19 protein-coding genes and 1 pseudogene are annotated in these 21,593 nt (G+C 68.7%); 12 read left to right on the top strand and 8 right to left on the bottom strand.

Annotated features, from left to right (window positions below):
• Window positions 1–44: 44 nt before the first annotated feature.
• Entirely contained in the window at window positions 45–875 is an 831-nt protein-coding gene (locus tag GZ67_RS0105375) for a zinc-ribbon domain-containing protein (protein ID WP_029263143.1), read from the bottom strand.
• Window positions 876–977: 102 nt separating this feature from the next.
• On the opposite strand from GZ67_RS0105375, the pseudogene dinB reads away from it, so the two are divergent.
• The 3 genes and pseudogenes from dinB to GZ67_RS0105355 all read left to right on the top strand — a co-directional run bounded on the left by dinB (window position 978) and on the right by GZ67_RS0105355 (window position 3,146).
• Window positions 978–2,173, top strand: a pseudogene (gene dinB, locus GZ67_RS19635) (DNA polymerase IV).
• Between the two features lie 422 nt (window positions 2,174–2,595).
• Window positions 2,596–2,871, top strand: coding sequence for a type II toxin-antitoxin system Phd/YefM family antitoxin (locus GZ67_RS0105360; protein WP_181156387.1), 276 nt, complete (start codon window positions 2,596–2,598; stop codon window positions 2,869–2,871).
• Window positions 2,871–3,146: a type II toxin-antitoxin system RelE family toxin gene (locus GZ67_RS0105355; RefSeq protein WP_029263141.1), complete on the top strand. Its 276-nt coding sequence runs from the start codon at window positions 2,871–2,873 to the stop codon at window positions 3,144–3,146. Before GZ67_RS0105360 ends, GZ67_RS0105355 begins: the two co-directional genes overlap by 1 nt.
• An 18-nt stretch (window positions 3,147–3,164) precedes the next feature.
• Here GZ67_RS0105355 and GZ67_RS0105350 read toward each other — a convergent pair whose 3' ends face one another.
• Window positions 3,165–3,509, bottom strand: a complete 345-nt coding sequence (locus GZ67_RS0105350) for a nuclear transport factor 2 family protein (RefSeq protein ID WP_029263140.1) — start codon at window positions 3,507–3,509, stop codon at window positions 3,165–3,167.
• The gene (locus GZ67_RS0105345) at window positions 3,502–4,251 is read right to left on the bottom strand and encodes an SDR family NAD(P)-dependent oxidoreductase (protein ID WP_029263139.1); all 750 of its coding nucleotides are present in this window, start codon (window positions 4,249–4,251) and stop codon (window positions 3,502–3,504) included. The genes GZ67_RS0105350 and GZ67_RS0105345 overlap by 8 nt, the downstream gene beginning before the upstream one ends.
• A gap of 76 nt (window positions 4,252–4,327) precedes the next feature.
• Between GZ67_RS0105345 and GZ67_RS0105340 the strand changes: the two genes are divergently transcribed.
• The 9 genes from GZ67_RS0105340 (at window position 4,328) to GZ67_RS0105300 (ending at window position 16,634) form a co-directional block, all read left to right on the top strand.
• Window positions 4,328–5,302: a C-terminal binding protein gene (locus tag GZ67_RS0105340; RefSeq protein WP_029263138.1), complete on the top strand. Its 975-nt coding sequence runs from the start codon at window positions 4,328–4,330 to the stop codon at window positions 5,300–5,302.
• Window positions 5,303–5,315: 13 nt separating this feature from the next.
• A complete protein-coding gene (locus GZ67_RS0105335) occupies window positions 5,316–6,170 on the top strand; it encodes a fumarylacetoacetate hydrolase family protein (RefSeq protein ID WP_029263137.1) in 855 nt (284 codons plus the stop codon).
• A 170-nt stretch (window positions 6,171–6,340) separates the two neighbouring features.
• A complete protein-coding gene (locus tag GZ67_RS0105330) occupies window positions 6,341–8,788 on the top strand; it encodes a polysaccharide lyase 8 family protein (RefSeq protein WP_051662351.1) in 2,448 nt (815 codons plus the stop codon).
• A 185-nt stretch (window positions 8,789–8,973) separates the two neighbouring features.
• Window positions 8,974–10,290 (top strand): ABC transporter substrate-binding protein, encoded by a 1,317-nt coding sequence (locus GZ67_RS0105325; protein ID WP_029263135.1) that lies wholly within the window; start codon window positions 8,974–8,976, stop codon window positions 10,288–10,290.
• 14 nt (window positions 10,291–10,304) lie between these two features.
• Window positions 10,305–11,246 carry a carbohydrate ABC transporter permease gene (locus GZ67_RS0105320; protein ID WP_051662350.1) on the top strand — a complete coding sequence of 314 codons (942 nt, stop codon included), beginning with the start codon at window positions 10,305–10,307 and terminating at the stop codon, window positions 11,244–11,246.
• Between the two features lie 5 nt (window positions 11,247–11,251).
• Window positions 11,252–12,208: a carbohydrate ABC transporter permease gene (locus tag GZ67_RS0105315; protein WP_081859891.1), complete on the top strand. Its 957-nt coding sequence runs from the start codon at window positions 11,252–11,254 to the stop codon at window positions 12,206–12,208.
• On the top strand, window positions 12,195–13,220 hold the full coding sequence (locus GZ67_RS0105310; RefSeq protein ID WP_051662349.1) for a hydroxyacid dehydrogenase: 1,026 nt from the start codon (window positions 12,195–12,197) through the stop codon (window positions 13,218–13,220). Before GZ67_RS0105315 ends, GZ67_RS0105310 begins: the two co-directional genes overlap by 14 nt.
• Before the next feature lie 34 nt (window positions 13,221–13,254).
• Entirely contained in the window at window positions 13,255–15,510 is a 2,256-nt protein-coding gene (locus GZ67_RS0105305; protein ID WP_029263131.1) for an FAD-dependent oxidoreductase, read from the top strand.
• Between the two features lie 11 nt (window positions 15,511–15,521).
• Complete coding sequence (locus GZ67_RS0105300; protein WP_051662348.1) at window positions 15,522–16,634, top strand: GntR family transcriptional regulator; 1,113 nt, start codon at window positions 15,522–15,524, stop codon at window positions 16,632–16,634.
• Window positions 16,635–16,647: 13 nt separating this feature from the next.
• Here GZ67_RS0105300 and GZ67_RS0105295 read toward each other — a convergent pair whose 3' ends face one another.
• The 5 genes from GZ67_RS0105295 to GZ67_RS0105275 all read right to left on the bottom strand — a co-directional run.
• A complete protein-coding gene (locus GZ67_RS0105295; protein WP_029263129.1) occupies window positions 16,648–17,496 on the bottom strand; it encodes an SMP-30/gluconolactonase/LRE family protein in 849 nt (282 codons plus the stop codon).
• Window positions 17,493–18,254: a spermidine synthase gene (locus GZ67_RS0105290; protein WP_029263128.1), complete on the bottom strand. Its 762-nt coding sequence runs from the start codon at window positions 18,252–18,254 to the stop codon at window positions 17,493–17,495. Before GZ67_RS0105290 ends, GZ67_RS0105295 begins: the two co-directional genes overlap by 4 nt.
• Window positions 18,251–19,123, bottom strand: coding sequence for a hypothetical protein (locus GZ67_RS0105285; RefSeq protein WP_231481697.1), 873 nt, complete (start codon window positions 19,121–19,123; stop codon window positions 18,251–18,253). The genes GZ67_RS0105290 and GZ67_RS0105285 overlap by 4 nt, the downstream gene beginning before the upstream one ends.
• Before the next feature lie 69 nt (window positions 19,124–19,192).
• Window positions 19,193–20,431: a D-mannonate dehydratase ManD gene (gene manD / locus GZ67_RS0105280; protein WP_029263126.1), complete on the bottom strand. Its 1,239-nt coding sequence runs from the start codon at window positions 20,429–20,431 to the stop codon at window positions 19,193–19,195.
• On the bottom strand, window positions 20,428–21,593 hold a 1,166-nt coding region (locus tag GZ67_RS0105275), incomplete at its 5' end, for an N-acetylglucosamine-6-phosphate deacetylase (RefSeq protein ID WP_051662347.1). The genes GZ67_RS0105275 and manD, both read right to left, overlap by 4 nt.

Here is a 21,593-nt window from a genome sequence, read left to right as displayed (position 1 = left end):
AGGAGTTCTCCTTCGCGGCGGGTGGCCGGGAGCGCGGCAACGCCTCACCGCAGATACGCATCCACGAGCAGCGCACCGCGGATGGCCCGCAGCTCGTCGACGATGCGCGCCACGCTCTTCGCACTCACCGACGACAGTGCGAGGTCGTGCGGACCGAGAGGCTCGAGCTTCCCGGTGCGGATGCGGATGACCTCCCACCCCGCGGCACGGAGGGCGCGGTCTTTGCGCAGATCGGCATCCTGCCGCTTGCCGACGTGCTCGAGGCCGTGACGGCCGACCGTGTCGTACTCGAGCGCGACTCGCAGTTCCGGGAACACGATGTCGGGCCAGACCTCCGTGTGGCGGAAGAACGGGCGCGACACCTTCACCGCGTTCACCGCCGCGTCGAACTCGATCCGCGCTCCGAGCTCTGCCCGTAGGCGTCCTTCCACCGCGGATGCCGGGCGCGGAGCGCAGGCGCTCACGAACGCGGTTCCGGCGGGCAGGTCAGGCGTCTTGGTGCAGAGCGCGGGCGCGGGGCGACGGGGTTTGCGCGGGAGGGCGCGTGCTTCGCCCAGCACGACCGGTTGCGGACGGGCGAGGGCGGAGCACTCGGGACACCACGCGGAGCGGCGCCGCACCTGGCCCGGTCGCTCGCGCTGCTCGGTCGGGGTGGCGGCGAACCGATGCCCGACCGCGCACTCCCAGCAGAGCAGCACATCGGCCGCGAGCGGGACCTGCGACAGCGCGATGCCGTGGTTGAGCTCGGGGTGGTACTGCCGGATCAGCTCCGGGTATGTCGCCCATCCGGCGCGGTATGTGCCCACCTCATACGGAACGGCGCGACCGCGGGAGAACTGCCGTCGCGCCCACCATTGCTTCACCGGTTCCGGCACGCGCCGACGATATCCGCGAGCACGGACATCGCGTCGCCCCGGTCGACGACGGTCCGGATGTCCGCGGTCCGTGCGACGATCCGCACGTCGACGGGAGAACGGATGCGCGGGGAAGCCACGGTGCTGCACGCCGACCTCGATGCGTTCTACGCGTCGGTCGAGCAGCGCGACGCCCCGGAACTGCGGGGTCGACCGGTCATCGTGGGCGGCGGGGTCGTGCTGGCAGCGAGCTACGAGGCGAAGGCGCGCGGCGTCCGCACGGCCATGGGCGGCCGGCAGGCGCGCGAGCTCTGCCCCGATGCCGTCGTCGTCCCCCGCGCATGGACGTGTACTCCGCCGCGAGCAAAGACGTGTTCGCGATCTTCCGTGACACCACGCCGCTCGTCGAAGGGCTCTCGATCGATGAGGCGTTCCTCGAGGTCGGTGGTCTGCGACGCATCGCCGGTACGCCCGAGCAGATCGCGGCGCGGCTGCGGGAACGCGTGCGTGCGGAGGCAGGACTCGCCATCTCGGTCGGCGTTGCCCGCACGAAGTTCCTCGCGAAGGTCGCCAGTGCCGTGAGCAAGCCCGACGGACTGCTGGTCGTGGAACCCGAGCGCGAGGAGGAGGTCCTGCTTCCCCTTCCGGTCGAGCGGCTGTGGGGTGTGGGGGCCGTGACGGCCGAGAAGCTGCACCGCTACGGCATCCGCACCGTCGGTGAACTCGCCGAGCTGGAGGCCGCGACGGCGGAGAGGATGCTGGGCAAGGCGACGGGTGCCCATGTGCACGCGCTGGCCCGGCTGCGGGATCCACGGCCGGTCGACACCACCCGGCGGCGGGGATCCATCGGCTCGCAGCGGGCGCTCGGCAGCCGCCCGCGGTCCGCGGAGGAGCTCGACCTCATCCTCACCCAGATCGTCGACCGGCTCGCTCGGCGGCTGCGCGACGGCGACCGCGTCTGCCGCACCGTCGTGCTGCGGCTGCGCTTCGGCGACTTCACGAAGGCCACCCGCTCCCGCTCGCTCCGAGCGCCCACCGATCGCACCGCCATCGTGCTCACCGTCGCCCGCACGCTGCTCGTCGCGGCGCAGGCCGACATCACGGCGCGCGGCATCACCCTGATCGGCATCTCGCTGTCGCAGCTCGACCGCGCCGGGAACGTGCAGCCCGAGCTGCCGATCGACTGGGGCGATGAGGCGCGACTCGACTCCGTGCTCGACACGCTGCGTGATCGCTACGGCTCGACCTCGGTGGCGCGGGCGGCGCAGCTGGGCCGTGATCCGGGGTGGTCGTCGCCGACCCTGCCCGAGCACGAGTGACCTGCGCCCGCGTGTTCTGGAGCTGCGACCGCGTGTTCTGCAGGAGTCGCGCGTTCTGAAGGAGATCGCACGGTAAGAAGGACCCTTTTCGCGGATGGCTCCGTCATTCCGCGAGATCTCCTTCGCATCGCGTGGCTGTCGCGGCCGTCTTCCTCGCCACGTCTGTCATGTCACTCCTGCAGGCGAACCGTGCAGGTGCGGCTGCTCACGCGGCGTAGGGGCTCACTCCTCTGATCAGGGTGACGCGGCGTGGGGAGGAGAACTCCCTGTCGGGATGAACTGTCGCCTCGAAGGGTCCTCCCCACGCGGAGTTCTCCTCCCGGGCGAGAGGACATGCCCCGAAGCGCAGCCTCTTCTCGTTCATGCAGCGAGCTGTGGACAGAATATTGGCCTATAAACTGGCCTGACTTTAGGCTAGATTTATGGACGTGCAGACGATCTCGGTCAGTGAGGCGAAGGACAGGTTCTCGCAGTTGGTGGAAGCAGTGGACACCACGCACGAGGCGGTGACCATCACGCGCCACGGGCGACCCGCCGTCGTCATGTTGAGCGTCGATGATCTCGAAGCGCTGCAGGCCACTCTCGCGCTGCTGCAGGATCCGCAGCACGTCGAAGAGGTGGCGGAGGCAGATGCGGATATCGCTGCGGGTCGCACGTTGAGCCTCGCAGAAGTGCGAGAGCAGCTGGCTCGCCGGTGATGCCGGAGCCCTACGGCATCCAGCTCACCGGCCCTGCTGTTCGCGCATTGCATCGTCTGGAACCCAAGCTCGCCGACGCGGTGCTCCGGTTCCTCGAAGGTCCGCTCGCCGAGAATCCGCTGCGCACGACCAAGGCGCTCGGCGCTGAGCTCGAAGGGCAGCGCAGCGGCTACATCGGTATCGCGTACCGCGTCGTCGTTCGCGTCGATGAGGACGCGCGTACCGTGTACGTGCTGCGCATCGCCCACCGCTCGGACGTCTACCGCCGAATGTGACGCCGCGTCCTGCGCGCTTCAGGCCTTGAGCATCGAGGCGCGCGAGATCAGTCCGTCGACCACGTCGAAGGTCGCGATGGTCTCGGTCGCGACGCCCGCGTTGATGACCTGCTCCTGCGCGACGACCCAGCGGGTGCCGAACAGCACGCTCGTCTCGATCACGCACGACAGCTCGGGATTCTGCAGCCGCGGCTCGTAGAACGCGCGGATCGCGGCTGAGCCCATCACGGGCTCGGGAGCGACGCCGGTGATCACGGCATCCGCGGCATAGGTCGCGACGAAGGCGTCGAGATCGTGCGCGTTGAACGCGTCGAGCTGCGCCTGGACGGTGTCGATGGCGGAGCGGTCAGAGAAGTCAGTCAATGCGAACGCCTCCGTTGACGTCGTAGGTGGCGCCGGTGATGAAGCGGGCGCGCTCCGAGGCGAGCGAGGTGATGATCCAGGCGACGTCCTCCGGCTGGCCGAACGCGCCAAGGGGGATGCCGGCTTCGAGCTTCTCGCGGCCCGCCCCCTGCAACTGGTCGGTGATCGCGCTCTTGACCGGACCGGGGGTGACCGCATTCACGCGGATGCCCTCCGCTGCGAGGTGTCGGGCGAAGCTGCGCGTGATCGCGAGGATCGCCCCCTTGCTGGCGGCGTAGTGGATGCCGGTCTGCAGCGCGCCGACCTGCCCGGCGATCGACGCGATGTTGATCACGGAACGGTCGCCCTCGGCGGCCCGGAGCAGCGGAAGGGCGCCGCGGGTCAGGAAGAAGGTTCCGCGGGCGTTGGTCTCGAGGACCATGTCCCACTCGTCGAAGTCGATGTCGTCGTAGGCGGTGTAAGGGCACACGCCGCCGTTGTTGATGAGCACGTGCAGCGAGCCCCAGGCGTCCGTGATCTCGCCGACCAGCGCGTCGATCGACTCGCGCTCGCGCAGGTCGAGACGCGAGACGTGCACCTCGGGGGAGCCTGCCGCCCGGCACTCCTCGGCGACGCGGAGAGCTTCGGCTTCCCGTCCGGCGTACGTGATCCAGAGGGCGGTGCCCTCGCGGGCGAGGTCGAGGGCGGCGGCGGTTCCGATACCGGAACTGGCCCCCGTGATCAGAGCGCGGCGCGTAGTCATGCGTCCGATGCTATAGCAAATGATGGCCAACCGTAGTGCCGTGCGGACATCTGCTAGATGCTATAGCATCGCTCTCATGACTGCGCCCTTCATCCTCGTCAGCGACTGCGACCTGCCAGGAACCGTCATCGAGGACACCCTCCGGCAGGCCGGGCTGCGCGCCGAGCGCGCCGCATCCGGCAACCTCGACGACATCGCCGCCGCCGGCTCCGACGCCGAAGGGCTCGTCGTGCAGTGGGCGCAGATCACCGGCGAGGTGATGGACCGGATGCCGAACCTGCGCATCATCAGCCGCGTGGGCATCGGCTATGACATGGTCGACGTCGAGGCGGCCACCGCCCGCGGCATCGCCGTCGCGAACACCCCCAACTACTGCATCGAAGAGGTCGCCGCGCACACCATCGCGATGATCATGACGCAGGCCCGCGGTCTCCCCGCCTACGACCGCGCCGTGCGCGCCGGCACCTGGAAGGCCGTCGACGCCCGCCCGCTCGCCGTGCGTCCCTCGGCCACCACCGTCTCGGTGCTCGGCTTCGGTCGCATCGGGTCGATGGTCGCCCGCGGATGCCGAGCGCTGGGTTTCCGGGTGCTCGTCGCCGACCCCTACGCCCCCGTCGACGCCGTGCGCGATGCCGGCTGCGAGCCCGTGAGCATTCCGGATGCCGTGGCGCAGGCCGACATCCTCACGCTGCACGTGCCGCTCACCGACGAGACCCGGCACCTGGTCGATGCTGCGGCCATCGCGACGATGAAGCCCGGCGCCGTCGTGGTGAACACGTGCCGCGGCCCGCTCATCGACGAGGAGGCACTCGCCGCCGCGCTGCGCGCCGGGCACCTGGGCGCCGCCGCCCTCGACGTGTTCGCGGGGGAGCCCCTCGCCGCCGACTCGCCGCTGCGCGACCTCGAACAGGTGCTCCTGACCCCGCACGCCGCCTGGTTCTCGCCCGAGGCACTGGCGGATCTGCCCGTGCACGCGGCCGAGAACATCATCCGGTACCTCGCCGGCGAGTCCGTGCCGATCGTCAACCCGACCTACGCCGCCGCGCGCTGACCGAAGGATCATCATGGAACTGCTGCGACTGGGCCCGGTCGGCCACGAACGCCCGTACGTCCGCGAAGGCGGCGTCGTCTACGACCTGGCACCCCTCACCGCCGACATCGACGGCGCCTTCCTCGCGTCCGACGGCATCGCCCGGGTGCGCGCGGCACTGAGCGGCGGCGAGCTGTCCACGGCCGACGTCGACGGACTGCGCATCGGCTCGCCCGTCACGCGTCCGACCGCGGTGGTCTGCATCGGTCAGAACTACGCCGCGCACGCGGCCGAGTCGGGGTCGCTCCCGCCCGAGCATCCGGTGATCTTCTTCAAGCATCCGAACACCGTCGTCGGCCCGGACGACGTCGTGCTGCTGCCGCCGGGCGCCGAGAAGGTCGACTGGGAGGTCGAGCTGGCGATCGTGATCGGCAAGACGGCCCGGTACCTGTCGTCGCCGGATGCTGCGCGCGAAGTCATCGCCGGGTACACGATCTCGAACGACGTGTCGGAGCGGGCGTACCAGCTCGACGTGTCGGGTGGGCAGTGGTCGAAGGGCAAGTGCTCCGAGACGTTCAACCCGCTCGGGCCCGCGCTCGTGCCCGCCGACGAGGTCGACCCGCAGGCGTTGCGGCTGCGCTCCTTCGTGAACGGCGAACCGCGTCAGGACTCCTCGACGGCCGACATGATCTTCCCCGTGCTGCAGATCGTGCACGAGCTGAGCCAGTACCTCGTGCTCGAACCCGGGGACGTGATCAACACCGGAACTCCGCAGGGCGTCGCGCTCTCCGGACGCTTCCCCTACCTGCAGGACGGCGACGAGATGACGATCGAGATCGAAGGTCTCGGCCGACAGCACCAGCGCACCGAGCGGGTGCACCTGGGCTGACACGCCCTCTCGCGCCCGGCGGCCTGTGTCCGGGGCACGGTTCCTTTTGCTGAGTGCACCGTGCCTCGGGCAGAGGCCGTCGGTCGTCTCCACCGTCGCATTCACTCTGGACTCATTCCTTCACCCGAAGCTACGTTCCGTCTCAGACGCGACGATGCGGAGGAAGATTCATGGTTCAGCTCACACGACGCACCCTTCTTCGGGTGTCCACAGGCATGGCGGCACTCACGCTCGCAGAGTCGATCTTCTCGGTGCTCCCCGAGCCGTGGGCGGGCACGACGACGATCGACCCGGCGCTGCGGGCGCGATGGGCGGACATCATCACCGGTCGCCACCAGGTCGTCTCTTCCGATGCGAGGTTCGCGACGGCGCTTTCGGCGCTGGACGCCCGTGTCACCGGGTGGCGGGCGATGCTCGATCCCACCGCGGTGTCGGTGTTCACCGATCTGCCGGTGACGGGCGTGAATCCCGATGCTCAGGGCGTGCGCACCGCGCAGAAGATCCGCCAGTCGTACACGCGGCTGCTCGATTTCGCCGTGGCATGGGCGACCCCGGGGTCGATTCATCATGCCGACTCGACCCTGGTCGCGCAGATCTCCTCGGGTCTCGGCTCACTCACTGCGGCGGGATTCGCGTCCGGCACCGCGATGGCCGCCGCGGACAACTGGTGGGATTGGCAGATCGGCTCGCCCCGCGCTCTCGCGAGCGTCCTCGTGCTCGTCGGCGACGAGCTGCCGTCCGCCCAGGTCGCTGCGGGGTGTGCGGCGATCGACCACTTCGTGCCGGACCCGTGGTTCCTCGATCCGCTGAAGGGGCTTCCCGTGAAGGAGTCGACCGGGGCGAACCGGATGGACATGTGCCAGACGGTCATCGTCCGTGCTCTTCTGGACGGAGACGTCCCGAGGCTCGAGAGAGCGCGCGCGGGATTGGCGCCGGTGTGGGCGACCGTCCTGGAGGGAGACGGCTTCCACGCCGACGGCTCGATGATCCAGCATGCGAGCGTCCCGTACACGGGCTCGTACGGGATCGAGCTCCTGCTCGCGGCGTCGCGTCTGTTCGCACTCCTCGACCTCGGAGCAGCCGGACCGGAGTACGAGGCATTCTTCGCCCTGGTCGGGAAGAGCTACCTGCCGGTCGTCTACCGCGGCAGGGTCATGGACCACGTGCGGGGCCGCGCTGTCGCCCGCCCGCTCGCCCGCAGTCAGGATGCCGGTTTCCAGGCGGTGGAGGGGCTGCTCCTGCTCGCAGAAGCCGCTCCTGCACCGGTGGCGACGCAGATCCGCGGGCGTGTGCGCTCCTGGGTGGACGAGGACTCCACCGGGCGGATCTTCGAGACGGGGTCGGTGGCGAGGACGGGCCTGGTCGTCGCGCTGACGAACAGCGCGGTGGCCGCTCTCCCCGAACCGTCCGCCGGTGCGACCGTCTTCAACGCGATGGCTCGGTGCATCGCGCGCAACGCGGACCACGCGATCGCGATCTCGGCATCGAGTCCGACGATCGCCTGGTACGAATGCAGCACGCTGGAGAACATCCGCGGCTACCATTCCGGCAGCGGCATGACGTACGTGTACGACGCCGACACCTCTCACTACGACGACGAGTTCTGGCCGACCGTCGACCGCTATCGGCTGCCGGGCACGACCGTGGAGCAGCTCGCTCTCCCGGATCGGATCGGCGGCACATCCGGCAAGGGGCGTCCGCCGGGCGAATGGACGGGCGGATCGTCCGTGATGTCGGACTCCCCTGACGCGGCGACGGTCTTCGCGCAGGATCTCCATGCGCCGCACGATCGCGCGGGGACGGGGGGAGCGTTCCGCGGCAGCGACATGCACGCCCGCAAGGCCTGGTTCCTCCAGGACGGCGTCCTCGTCGCCCTGGGCGCTGACATCTCCTCCACCACCGGGGGCATCGTCGAGACCGTCGTCGAGAACCGGAATCTCCACGCCGCGGGAGCGGCGACATTGCGCGTCGACGGTGTCGTCCGCATCGCGACCCTGCCGAGCTCGCGCACGGAGAACGCGACCGGCCCGCTGAGCGTCCACATCGACGGTGTCGGCGGGTACTTCTTCCCGGTCGGTGGCAGCGTGAAGATGAAGCGCGAGGAACGCGCGGGCTCCTGGGCCGACATCAACACCACGGCCGGCATCGACGCGACTCCGCATGCACGCCGATACCTCACCCTCTGGCTCTGGCATGGCCAGAACTTCTCCGGGCGGTCGTATCAGTACGCGGTGCTGCCCGGAGCGTCCCTCGCCGAGACGCAGGCGTTCGCAGCAGCACCGAACTTCGCGGTGCTCGCGAACTCCGCCGAGTGCCAGGCGCTGCGGTTCGACGCGCGCGAGACGCGTCTGTTCACGTTCTGGCGGGCGGTGACCGTGGACGGGGTGACGGCGAGTGCGCCGTGCACCGTCGCCGTCAGCACCCGTGCCGATGGTGCGGTGATCATCGCGATCGATGAGCACGCGGGATCCGTGACGGCGCTGAGCGTGACGTTCGATGGCCTCGGAATCCCGTCGAGCTCGTCCTGCGCGGGCGGGTCCGTGGCGATCGTGGGCTCCCGCGTGGCGGTGACCCTCGCCTCCGGGGCGCGCCAGGCGGAGTGCGAACTCCACTTCTGAGACCGCCCGCCCCTCCCACGTTTCGCGGGCGTCACCCCGCGGTCGCGCGCTCTCCGGCGCGCCCGCGTGATCGGCCGAGAATCAATCGGAATTCATGCTTGATTCATTCTTCTTAGGGCCCGTTGAATCAGAGAACACCGCGCATCCCGAGCGGATCCTGAAGCTACGTCACAAAGGAGTACGTAATGAATTTGAGTTCGAATCGCGCTCGCCGCCGCGTTGCGGCCGCGGCAGGAGCACTGCTCGTCACCACTCTCGTGACGGCCGGCTGCGGCACACAGATCCGTGGGGGCGACGATGACGACACGAAGGCGACTCTCACCTACTGGTCGGCGTGGAACGTCGGCGAGGCGCAGCAGGAGATCTTCGAAACCGTACGCACCGCCTTCACGGAGGAGACCGGCATCGACGTCGAGGTCGAGTACCTCGGTCGCCAGGTCACGCAGAACCTGATCAACGCTCTCGGCAACGGGACCGGGCCCGACCTCTTCGACGCGGGAAGCCGGAACATCCTCGATTACGAGGGCCGGGGGTTCCTGGCCGACCTCGACGAGCTGATGGAGACGGACATCCCCGGCGAGGACATCTCGGTGGGAGAGAGCTTCACGGACGCCGTCCGAGAGGCGGCATCGGGCGAGGAGGGCGTCGGGATCCTGCCGACCTACGTCAATTCCTCGGCGATCTGGTTCGACGCGTCGCAGTTCCCCGAACTCGAGAGCGACCCGCCCCAGGAGTGGGACGACTTCATCGCCCTTCTGGACGCGCAGAAGGCGGAAGGCCTCACCCCCCTGGGCGCGGACGGCACGGTGCCCAGCTACAACGTGTTCTGGCTCTATCAGCTGCTCGTGCAGGCCGAAGGGCCGGGAGCGCTCCGCTCGCTCGCGGAGGCACCGGAGAACTGGGATCAGCCGTACGTCCTCGAGGCTGCGCAGCGCGTCCAGCAGATCGTCGACGGCGGCTACCTGCAGGACGACTACATGGGCACGAAGTACCCGGATGCGCAGAATCAGTGGGCGCAGGGAGCGCACTCCTTCATGCTGGGCGGGTCGTACATGGAAGGGGAGACGCGAGACCAGCAGAAGGACGGCTTCACGGCTCGGACGTTCATGTTCCCGGCCGTTCCGGGCGGCACACCGACGGTCGAGGTGACCGCGAGCGGGCTCGCGATCAATGCCGACAGCAAGAACATGGACGCGGCGAACCAGTTCCTCGCCTTCGCCGCTCAGGAGAAGTTCCAGAAGCTGTACGCTTCCGATGCCGGGTTCATCGCGGCGCGCTCGGGCGTGGAGCAGCCGGAGACGCTGCGTGGGCTGGTCGAGCAGATCGAGAATGCCGACTCCGTCACCCAGTCGCATGATCTCGCCGCAGCGCTCCACCCGTCGTGGTGGAACGACATCCTGCTGCCTCTGGACGACGCCCTCTTCTCGGGCACCATCACCGCGGAGGAGTTCGTCGCACGCGGCAAGGAACAGACCGCCGCGTATCTCGCCGCCAACGGCTGATCGGCAGGCTCCCCATGGCGACCCCTCTCCTCCTCCACCGCCGCGCCGATCGGCAGGCATCGACCGACGCCACCGGTGTCGATCGGCTCGCGCTGCCCTTCCTCGTCCCCGCGGTGGCGATGATGACCATCACCCTCGTGATTCCATCGGTGTTCACGGCCGTGATCTCGCTGACCTCGTGGTCGGGACCGGGAGACGAGGTCGTCTGGGTGGGCCTGCGCAACTACATCGGACTGTGGGCGTCGGACGCGTTCCACTCGTCGTTCGTGAACACGGCGGTGCTGCTGATCGTCGGCGGCATCCTCGTGTTCACGGTGGTCTTCGCCTCACTGATCGCGCTACGCGGCATGCGGGGCGGGGCGTTCATCCGGTCCGTCGTGTTCGTGCCGGTGATCATCTCGCCGATCGCGATCGGTGTGGCGTTCGGCTTCCTCCTGAATCCGAACGGCGGCTTCAACCAGATCCTCGAAGCACTCTCGCTCGATGCCCTGCGCAGAGCCTGGCTGTCACCGGACGTCGTGTTCCAGGTGATCATCGTCGGTCTCGTGTGGAGCGTCAGCGGGTACTACCTCGCGATCGTCGCGACGGGCGTCGATCAGATCCCCGCGCACCTGTATGAGGAAGCGGAACTTGCGGGAGCGACTCGCACGCAGCAGTTCCGGATGATCACCATCCCGCTGAGCTGGGAGTCGCTCTCGGTCGCGATCGTGCTGTGGATCATCAGCAGCATGAAGACGTTCGAGATCGTGATCGCATTCGTCGGATCCCAGGGCGTGCCGCCCATCCAGGCGCGCACCGCGTCTGTGCAGCAGTACCTCGCGACGACCGGTGGTCCGGACGGAAGCCCGCAGCTCGCCTACGCGTCGGCGATCGGCATGGTGCTCTTCCTGCTCACCTCGGTCCTGGTGATGCTCGTGCGGAGACTTCTGAAGAGAGACAAGGTGGAACTGTCATGACGACCATGACCAGCCCCCCTCGCGCCCCCGAGGAGGCGAAGCAGCCGGTGCAGACCGGCCGCCACCCCCGCCTCCGGCGTACCGGGCATCGTCGGTGGACCGCTCCCATCGGTGACATCGTCATCCCGCGCGGCATCCAGGTCGCGCTGTGGGTGTGGGTGTCGTTCAACCTCCTGATGGCGGTGTGGGTGGGGATCACGTCCCTGAAGTCGGACAGCGAGATCTTCGCCACCCCCTTCGGTCTTCCCGCATCGCCGGAGTGGGAGAACTTCGTGAGTGCGTGGACGGTTTCCGGTTTCGGCGGCGTGACGCTCAACACGATCGTCATCGTGACGATCTCCGCCTCTCTGACGATCGCGCTGGGAGCCCCCGCCGCATATGTGCTCGCGAGGAGCTCGCGACGATGGATCGCGGGTATCAACACCTATACGGCGCTGTGTGTGGCGCTGCCGGTACAGACGATCCTCGTCCCGCTCTTCATCGCGAAGACGGAGGTGCACCAGTTCGCCGTGGAGATCCTCTTCGGCTGGTGGGATGACCGGATCACGCTCGTCTTCATCTACGTCGGCACTTCTCTCCCGTTCACGATCTTCCTGCTCACCGCCGCCTTCAGGGGGCTTCCCTCAGCGCTTCCCGAGGCTGCGGCGCTCGATGGGGCGTCGCCCGCGCGCACCTTCTGGAGCATCATGATGCCGGTCGCCTGGCCGGCGGTGAAGAGCGCGTTCGTCCTGAACTTCCTGCACATGTGGAACGAAGCGCTCCTCGTGCTGGTGCTGATCAACTCTCCGAGCGAGCAGACCCTGCCCGCTGCACTTCTCCGGTTGTACGGCACCATGCAGTACAACTCCAACTGGGGAGGCCTGTTCGCCGGAGTCGTTATCGTCATCTATCCGATGATCCTGCTGTATCTGTGGGTCGGTCGCCGCATCATGGAAGGGATGACCTCCGGTGCCGTCAAGTGATCGTGGAGGTCGCGGACAGCTCCCGACCATCGTCATCAGCGCCGACGACGGAGACGCCGACAGACTGTTCCCTGCGAACGTGCTCGCGCCGTTGCGCGAGCACGGCCGGGTCGTGCACGTGGGTGGCGACTTGAGCGTGCTCGACGTGGAGGACAGGCGATCCGCCGAGGTGCTCCTGACCAGCTGGGGGACGCACGAGATCTCTGCCGGCGTGCTCGACGGGTTCTCCTCGCTCGAGGCGATCATCCACACGGGGGGTTCGGTGAAGCGGCTCCTCACGGACGACGCGTGGGAGACGGGCGTGCGCGTCTCGACCCAGGTCGAGCGCAACGCGGAGGCGGTCGCCGAGTACGCGGCGGCGATGATCGTCGCGAGCCTGAAAGGCGTGTTCCGACTGCGTCGCGACTACATCCGCGAAGGTGCGACGCTCGATCGGGGGCCGCGTCTCGACACGCTCGGGATCACGGCCAAGACCGTCGGCCTGGTGGGAGCGTCCCGCGTCGGGCGTGCGGTGGCGCGACTCATCGCACGACACGATCTGCAGGTGCTCGTCTACGACCCGTACGTCGATGCCGTCGAAGCGGATTCTCTGGGTGCCCGGCTGACGTCGTTGGAGACGCTCATGCGCGACAGCGACGTGGTGTCCCTGCACGCCCCGGCCACTCCGGGCACGCGCGGGATGATCACCCGTCGGCTGCTGGAGAGCATGAGCCCCGGTGCCACGCTCATCAACACCGCCCGCGGATCGATCGTCGATCAGGACGCCCTCATCGACGTGCTCCGCACCCGCGACCTCTTCGCGATCCTCGATGTCACCGAACCCATGGTCCCCGCCGCCGACTCGGCGTTGTGGGCGCTGGAGAACGTCTTCCTGACGCCCCATCTCGCCGGTGCCACGGGGTCGGATCTCCAGCGGCTCGGCCGAGGAGCAGTCGACGAGGCGATTCGAGTGCTCACGGGCGAGGAGCTCGCGCACCGGGTGCGGGCCGAAGACCTTTCGCGAATCGCGTGAGCCCCGGGGAACCGGGAAGAACGGAAGAGGGATCATGAGCAATCGGACGAGGCACGATGTCGACGTCGCCGTCATCGGCGGTGGGCTCGCCGGTGTCGCGGCAGCGATCGCTGCGGCGCGCAACGGAGCGACCGTGGCGCTGGTGCAGGATCGTCCGGTGCTCGGAGGGAACTCGAGCAGCGAGGTGCGGGTCTGGGTCTGCGGTGCGACGGCGACGGGGCATCATCGCTTCGCGCGCGAGACGGGGATCATCGGTGAGCTCTATGTCGAGAACGAGTACCGCAATCCGCTCGGCAACCCGTACTACTGGGACCTCGTCGTGCTCGATGCCGTGAAGGCGGAGCCGCGCATCACCCTGCTGCTGAACACCCACATCACCGAGGTGCAGATGCACGGAGACCGGATCTCGTCGGTGGGCGGGATCGTGCTGGGATCGGAGGGCGAGGTCACTGTGGCCGCGCACACCTTCGTGGATGCCACCGGCGACGGATCCGTGGCGGCCCGGGCCGGTGCTCGGACGCGACTCGGCCGGGAGGCGAGTGCAGCTTTCGGTGAGGATCTGGCACCGGAGGAAGAGGACGAGCTCACGCTGGGCAGCACGCTGCTGTTCTACACCCGCAAGGAGTCCGAACCGGTGCCGTTCGTGCCGCCGGCGTTCGCGATAGACCTCGCAGCCACGACGATCCCGGAGAGCCGGGTGCTTCGAACCGGTGACAACGGAGCCGACTACTGGTGGATCGAATGGGGCGGCGAGCTGGACATCGTCGCTGACAACGAGCGGATCAGGGACGAGCTGTGGGCAGTCATCTACGGCATCTGGGATCACATCAAGAACTCCGGACGCTTCCCGGATGCCGAGAACCTCACTCTCGAGTGGGTCGGGTCGGTTCCGGGCAAGCGGGAGTATCGCCGGATCATCGGTGCGCACACCATGACGCAGGAGGATGTCGTCTCGGCGACGCGCAAGGCGGACGCCATCGGATTCGGCGGGTGGTCGATCGACCTCCACCCCTCGAAGGGCGTGTACGAGCCTCGGTCCGCCGCTCAGCAGATCTACCCGCGCGGCACCTACGACATCCCCTTCGGCATCCTGCGCTCCATCGATGTCGGCAATCTGCTGATGGCCGGACGCAACGTGAGTGCCACGCACGTCGCGTTCGGTTCGCTGCGCGTGATGGCGACGTGCGCGGTGATGGGCGAGGCCGCCGGAACCGCCGCGGCGCTGTGCGCGGCATCGGACTGGACGCCCGCGGAACTCCACGCTGCGCACATCCGAACACTGCAGCGCCGGCTGGTGCGACAAGATGCCGCGCTCATCGGCGTGCAGGATGACGACCCCGCGAATCTCGCGCTGCGGGCACGGGCGACCGCGACGTCGGAGCTCCGGTGGGACGAGCTGGAAGAACCGGATTCCTCGCTCCTGCTCGCGGACGACACCGCGTTCCTGCTTCCGCGAGGACAATCGGGGCCGGTGCGGGTGCACCTCTCGAGCGACGAGGACGCCTCCGTCTCCTGGACCGTGCATGAGACCCTCGACGGCCGCACATACTTCCCTGCCGTGAGACTCGACTCGGGCAGCATCGAGCTCCCCGCCGGTCATGTCGGCTGGGTGTCGCTGCTCGACGAGCTCCCCGCCGGCGGCAGCCCGGATACGTCGACCGTCGTCGTCCTCGAAGCGACCCCGGGAGTGCGGTGGGGGACCAGCGGCCAATATCTGTTCGGCACGGTCTCGATGACCCGCCCCGTCTCGGCGCATGTCGAGGAGATCGACGCCCATCTTCTCGCCGATCGACCCGACGACGTGGTGCGCTGGGGGATCAAGAAGCTGTCGCGTGTTCGGCTTGCCATGCGATGCGAGGGTGCCGTCGTGGGCCTGGAAGCGGCCAACGTCGTCGGGGGATACGGGCGCCCGTACGGCGGGCCGCGGATGTGGTCGTCGCGTCCGCGACGAGATCTGGTCGCGGGGGACCCGGAGATCCTCACGCTCGAGTGGGAGCGCGAGGTCCAGGCGTCGGAGGTACGCGTCGTGTTCAACGACGATGTCAATGCCTACGTGAACAATCTCCACTATGTCCGGAGTGAGCACCGGATACCGCCCGAGATCGTCGCCGACTTCGATCTCGAAGCATTCGTGGATGGGCACTGGCGTACCCTCGGCACGGTGCGGGACAATCGTCGACGTCACCGAACCGTGGCGTTCGAACCCGTCGCGACGGCGCGGATCCGGCTCGTCTGCCACCGCACGAACGGCTCCGACCTGGTCCAGGTGGGCCAGGTGCGGGTGTACTGATCGGAAGAGCAATGACAGCAGTGCATCCCACCCCGTCCGGCCTCACGCCTCGTGCGCTCAAGTTCGAAGCGCTCGCGCAGGAGCTTCGTAGAGGGATCGCGGCCGGCAGTTGGCCGCTGGGCAGCCTTCTGCCGACCGAGAAGCAGCTCGTCGAGTCCACGGGCTACTCGCTCAGCACCGTGCGGCGGGCTGTCGACGTCCTGGTCGACGAAGGGCTGATCCTTCGCCGCCAAGGGTCCGGCATGTACGTGTCGAGTGCCTCCAGGCAGCGAACCGAACAGCGCACGATCGGCGTGCTGATTCCCGACACCCGGCTCTACTTCCCGACCGTCCTGCAGGGTATCGAGGCGGGCCTCTCGGGCTCGGGAACCTCCATCGCTCTCGCGACCTCCCAGTACGACTCGCGCGTCGAGCAGGAAGCGATCGCCCGGTTCGTCGAGTCCGGCGTCGATGGTCTGCTGATCACGCCCATCATCTCGGACGATGCCGATCCCGGCGCCCTGCTCCGCCGGCTGGAGAGCATTCCGATACCGGTGGTGATGCTGGAGAGACGTATCCGGAGCCTGGGCTATTTCGATCCGACCGAGTACGTCTGCTCGAATCATGAGGCCGGGGCGTTCGAGGGGGTCTCGCACCTGCACCGACTCGGCCACCGCCGGATCGCGCTGGCGTTGCGAGCTGATTCCGCTCCGTCGTCCGGAGTCCGCCGCGGGTATGAGGCATCCGTCCCGCACCTGGAGGGCATGGTGAGCACGATCGTCTCGAGGACGAGCGCGGAGTGGTTGCAGACCCACGCGGACGATGTGCTCCAGGAGATGGTTGATGGCGGCTGCACCGCGGCCCTCGTCTTCGGTGATCGCGAGGCCACGCTCCTCGAGGTCGCTGCGCAGCGTCGGGGACTGCGTGTGCCCGAGGATCTCGCCATCGTCTCCTATGACGACGAAGTGGCCGACGTCGCCCCGGTGCCACTGACAGCCGTGTCGCCGGCCAAGCACCGCATCGGGCGGATGGCCGCGGCGCTCCTGCTCACGCGGATCACCGAGGGAGATCAGTCGCCGGTACAGCAGATCTCGATCGTGCCGAGGCTGACGATCCGCGATTCCTGCGGCGCCCGATCCCGCTAGGCCCGAGCCCCGCTCAGCCGGCGAACAGCGTGACCGGCAGACCGCGCACGCCCGGCTGCACGGCGAACACCGAGCCCGCCTCGGTGCCGTGGTCGTCGGGGAGGCCCTGCGCTGACGTCGTGATGTAGAGCGTGCCGAGGTCGTCGCCGCCGAACGTGCACGCCGACACCTGTGGCACGGGGAGCTCGATCGTCTGCACGAGCGCTCCAGTCGCGTCGTAGCCGTGCACGGCGCTGCCGCCCCAGAGCGCGACCCAGACGCTGCCGTCGGCCGCGACCGTCAACCCGTCCGGCGATCCCTGTTCCTCGGGGATCGAGACGAATGCCCGCCGTCCGCGCAGCTCGCCCTCGGCCACGTCGAACACGTCGATGCGGTGGGTGGCGGTGTCGACGTAGTAGGCGCGGCGGCCGTCGGGCGAGAAGCCGATGCCGTTCGAGATCGTCGCCCGAGGCAGCACGGTCGAGACCACGAGCTCCGCGTCGAGCCGCAGCACGAATCCGCCGTCCGGTGCGGCGTCGTAGGCCATGGAACCTGCGAGCAGGCGGCCGCGCGGGTCGCAGCATCCGTCGTTCATGCGAACTCGCGGATCTTCATGCAGAGTCGCCACGGCGCGCGTCTCGCCGTCGACGTCATCCGCGAGGTAGAGCGTGCGGGCGCCGACCGCCACCAGGCCGCCGTTGGTGCGCGGTCGCGCGAACGCCAGGTACTCGTCGTCGATGTGCTGGCGGGTCACACCGTCGGTGCCCAGCGTCAGCAGATCGCCGGCCTCCCCGTCGACCCACCGCAGTCCACCCCAGCCCGGCCACCACACGGGACCTTCGGCGTGACGGGCGACGGGACCGGTGACGTTCTCCGGGGTCATGCTTCTTCTCTCGGCTGGGTGCGCTCGGCGGCGTCGAGCGACACGGAGCCCGCTCCACGACTGCGCGCGACGTACACGGTGTTCGACGAGACCCCGTCGGTCACGGGATTGTCGAAATCGACGACGTGGGCGACGGCGTCATCGAACACGGCGCGCAGTTCGACCATGAACTCGTCGTCGGGCGGGTCATCCGACCACAGGGCGAAGACCCCGCCCGCGGCGAGATGACGGTCGAGCGCACGCAGACCGGCCGCGTCGTAGAGGTCGGCGTGCGTCGGGTCCAACTGGTGGCGGGGAGAGTGGTCGACGTCCAGAAGGATCGCCGAATACCCGCGGTGCCCCTCAGCGGGGGCCGACCGCATGACGGCGAAGAAGTCGTCCTCGACCAGACTCGTGCGCGCATCCTCGACGAGTTCCGCCGACGCGGGCAGGAGCTTGCGCTCGTGCCAGCCGATCACGGCGCCCAGTCGATCGATCACGGTGAGCGATGCCACACGGGCGTCACGCAGCGCCGCGACAGCGGTGTAGCCGAGCCCGAGTCCCCCGACCAAAACCGAGAGGTCGTCGCCGACCACCGCGGCGAGGCCCAGATTCGCGAGCTCTTCCTCTGCCACCGTGAACAGGCTCGACATCAGGTATTCGTCGCCGAGCTTGACCTCGTAGATCTCCTGCCCGACGGCAGGCTCCGTGCGCCTGCGCAGCATGAGGTCGCCGATCGGCGTCGTCTGCCAGTCGAGCTCTTCGAACCGAGTGATCACCGCGGCATGCCTCCGTCGTCGTCCCCCTGCAGAGGCGGGATGCGGGCGGGGCCCGCGGATGTGTTCGCGTCTCGGGGTTTCTCGTCGCGGAGGGGGAGCCTCATCCGCTCGGGCTCCTCGGCGGCCGCGGCGGGAGCGGAGATCTCCTTCGCCACCTGCTTCTCGAGCACCGTGACGGCGTCATCGGAGAGCAGGATGAGGCCGTCGAGCTCTTCGCGCACGCGCTTGTACGCGACGTTGCGCTCGGCCTGCGTGGCCGACTCGTCGACCGCGACCTTGAGCAGCTGCTGGGCCCGTTCCAGGCGCTTGCGCTCCGGCGCGGTGAACGTCGAGTCGCGCAGCCGCCGGGCATCCTTCTCGGCGATCTCGAATGCGACCGCGTAGTCGCCCACGGCCTGCAGATACTCGGTGATCTGCTGCTCCGACACCTTCGCCTCGGCGGATGCCGGACGCAGCGCATCCGCCGTCTTCTTGGCGCGCAGGAACGCGGCGGTCAGCGGCTGACGGCCGTCGCTCATGGCGGGGAAGGCGATGAGCTTCGCGACGTCGAGCTCGTAGTCGAGCCAGCGGGCGGTGATCTCGTCGTGCTCGGCGAACAGGCGTGCAACCAGGTCGTTCGGGACGACGGATGCCGTGGTGTCGACCACCGAAGGGCCGCGGCGCTTGGCCTGCTGGGTGAGCGCACGCGCCTCGATCTCGGCCGTCTTCAGCTGCGCCTTCATGCGAAGAGTCTCCAGGCGGCGCTCGTGCCGGCGCTTGGAACCCTGCTCCCACGCCTTCGCGGCACCGCCGGCCATCCCCATGATGGGGAAGATGAGCCACCAGTAGTTGCCCGCGAAGTTCCAGAAGCCCTGGATGAACTCGTCCATGATGCGTTCAGCCTACTGCGCGGGGTGGTCGCGCCTGGGTGGTCGCTCACGGGCGCGACCACCCACCGTTCACCAGTCGTGGACGGTGCCGTCGAGGAGGCGGTTGTAGGGGAGGTAGGCCTGCTCGTAGGGGTACTTGCCCGCTTCGTCGACGTCGAGTTCGACGCCGAGTCCGGGCTTGTTCCCGGGGTGCAGGTATCCGTCGGTCCAGGTGAACGACTGCTGGAAGACCTGGTCGGTGCGGGCGCCGTGCTGCATGTACTCCTGGATGCCGAAGTTGTGGATCGACAGTCCCAGGTGCATCGCGGCGGCCATGCCGACCGGAGAGATGTCGGTCGGCCCGTGCATGCCCGACTTGATCTGGTACATCGCCGCGTAGTCGAGCGTCTTGCGCAGGGCGGTGATGCCGCCCATGTGGGTGACGGCTCCGCGGACGTAGTCGATGAGCTGGTCGCGGATGATGTCCTTGAAGTCCCACACCGTGTTGAAGATCTCCCCGATCGCGAGCGGGGTGGTGGTGTGCTGGCGCACCAGGCGCAGTGCTTCCTGGTTCTCGGCGGGCGTGCAGTCCTCGAGCCAGAACAGGTCGTACGGTTCGAGGTCCTTGCCGAGCCGGGCGGCCTGGATGGGCGTCATCCGGTGGTGCCCGTCGTGCAGCAGCGGGATGTCGGGACCGAACTCGTTCCGCACGGCCTCGAACACCCCGGGCAGGTGGTTGAGGTAGGCGCGGGTGTCCCAGTCCTCCTCCACCGGCTTCGCGCCGCGGCGGGCGGGCTCGTGGTCGTACCGCACCGACGCGTCGCCGACATCGGCCCCCTGTGCGGCGATCCCGTAGATCGCCTTCAACGTGGGCACCCCGGTCTGCACGCGGATGGCCTTATATCCCTGTTCCTGGTGCGCGCGGATCGAGTCGAACAGCTCCGGCAGTTCCTTGCCCGACGCGTGCCCATACGCCATCAGGCCGTTCCGCGACGCTCCCCCGAGCAGCTGGTACACCGGGAGACCGGCGACCTTGCCCTTGATGTCCCACAGCGCCATGTCCACTGCGGCGATCGCGGCCATCGTCACCGGGCCCCGCCGCCAGTACGCGCTGCGGTACAGGAACTGCCAGGTGTCCTCGATGCGCGACTCGTCCGCCCCGATCAACAACGGCACCACGTGCTCGGTCAGATACGCGACGACCGCAAGCTCTCGCCCGTTCAGCGTCGCGTCACCGAGTCCGGTCACCCCGTCTGCGGTCGTGATCTTGAGTGTGACGAAGTTGCGGTCGGGACTCGTGACGATCACGTCGGCCCTGTCGATGGTCATCGGTTTCCTCCTGCGGTCGAGCGGGCGTCGGCGGACTCGGAGGCGGGTTCGCCGGCGATCAGCACCTCACGTGGCGTGATCGAAAGCTCGCCGGGCGCCCAGTCGAACAGCAGCACGTCGGCGCGGGCGCCGACCGTCCAGTGCGGGCCGTCTCCGAGGACGGCTGCGGGTGCCGAGGTCGCGAGCCGCAGTGCCGCCGACAGCGAACCGGTGAGGCGGGCGACGGTGGCGACGCCGACATCGAGGGTCTGCACAGAGCCCGCGAGGAATCCGGTCGACACGTGCCGCAGCGCTCCGTCGTCGGCGAGGTGCACGCCACCGCCGACGGTCGAGACGCCGTCCTCCCGCAGTGCTGTCGGTGTGGCGACGGCGTCGCTCACGAGGAAGATGCCGTGGTCGCGCTTGGCGGCGATCATGGTGGCGAGCGTGGCATCGGGCAGGTGGTGGCCGTCGGCGATGACACCGGCGGCGAGCCGGCGTTCGGCGAGCTGCGTCCACAGGTAGTTCGGATGCCGGGGGAGCACCGCATGCGCGCCGTTGCCGAGGTGTGTGGAGAGCGTGGCGCCGGCGTCGACGACCGCGGCGATCTCGGCATCCGTCGCGTGGGTGTGTCCGACCGCGACCCGCACGCCGTGCGCGACGAGGAAGCGCGTGGCCTCCACCGACCCCGGATGGTGCGGAGACAGGGTCACGACCCGGAGCAGGCCGGGAGCGGCGTCGAGCCAGGTCTGCAGCTCGGCGATGGCCGGGGGGCGGATGTGCGCGAGCGGATGCACGCCGCGGGGGCCGTCCTGCTCCGACAGGCTGGGACCTTCGACGTGGATGCCGGCGACCGCGCGCGAGGTCGCGGTCGAGGTGCGCACGGCCTCGTCGATCGCACGGATGCGGGCGAGCATCTCGGCGGGCGAGGCGGTGATGACGGTCGGCAGGAATCGCGTGACGCCGTGTGCGGCGAGAGACTGTGCCATCGCCGTGATGTGGGCCGGCGAGGGCTCTGCCGCATTCGCGTCGCCGTCGAGGTGGCCGTTGACCTGGAGGTCGATCAGCCCGGGGCCGATCCAGGGGGCGCCGTCACCGGGGTCGGCGGTCGGGGTGAGCGCGCTGATCCGGCCGTGCTCGACGACGACCTCCAGCCCGCCCGTGCCGAGGGCGTCGCGACCGT

This window comes from Microbacterium sp. Cr-K20 (genome assembly GCF_000708325.1).
Taxonomy (GTDB): Bacteria; Actinomycetota; Actinomycetes; order Actinomycetales; family Microbacteriaceae; genus Microbacterium.
The sequence above is the reverse complement of the archived record's forward strand: the minus strand, read 5'-3'. Positions and strand labels throughout refer to the sequence as shown.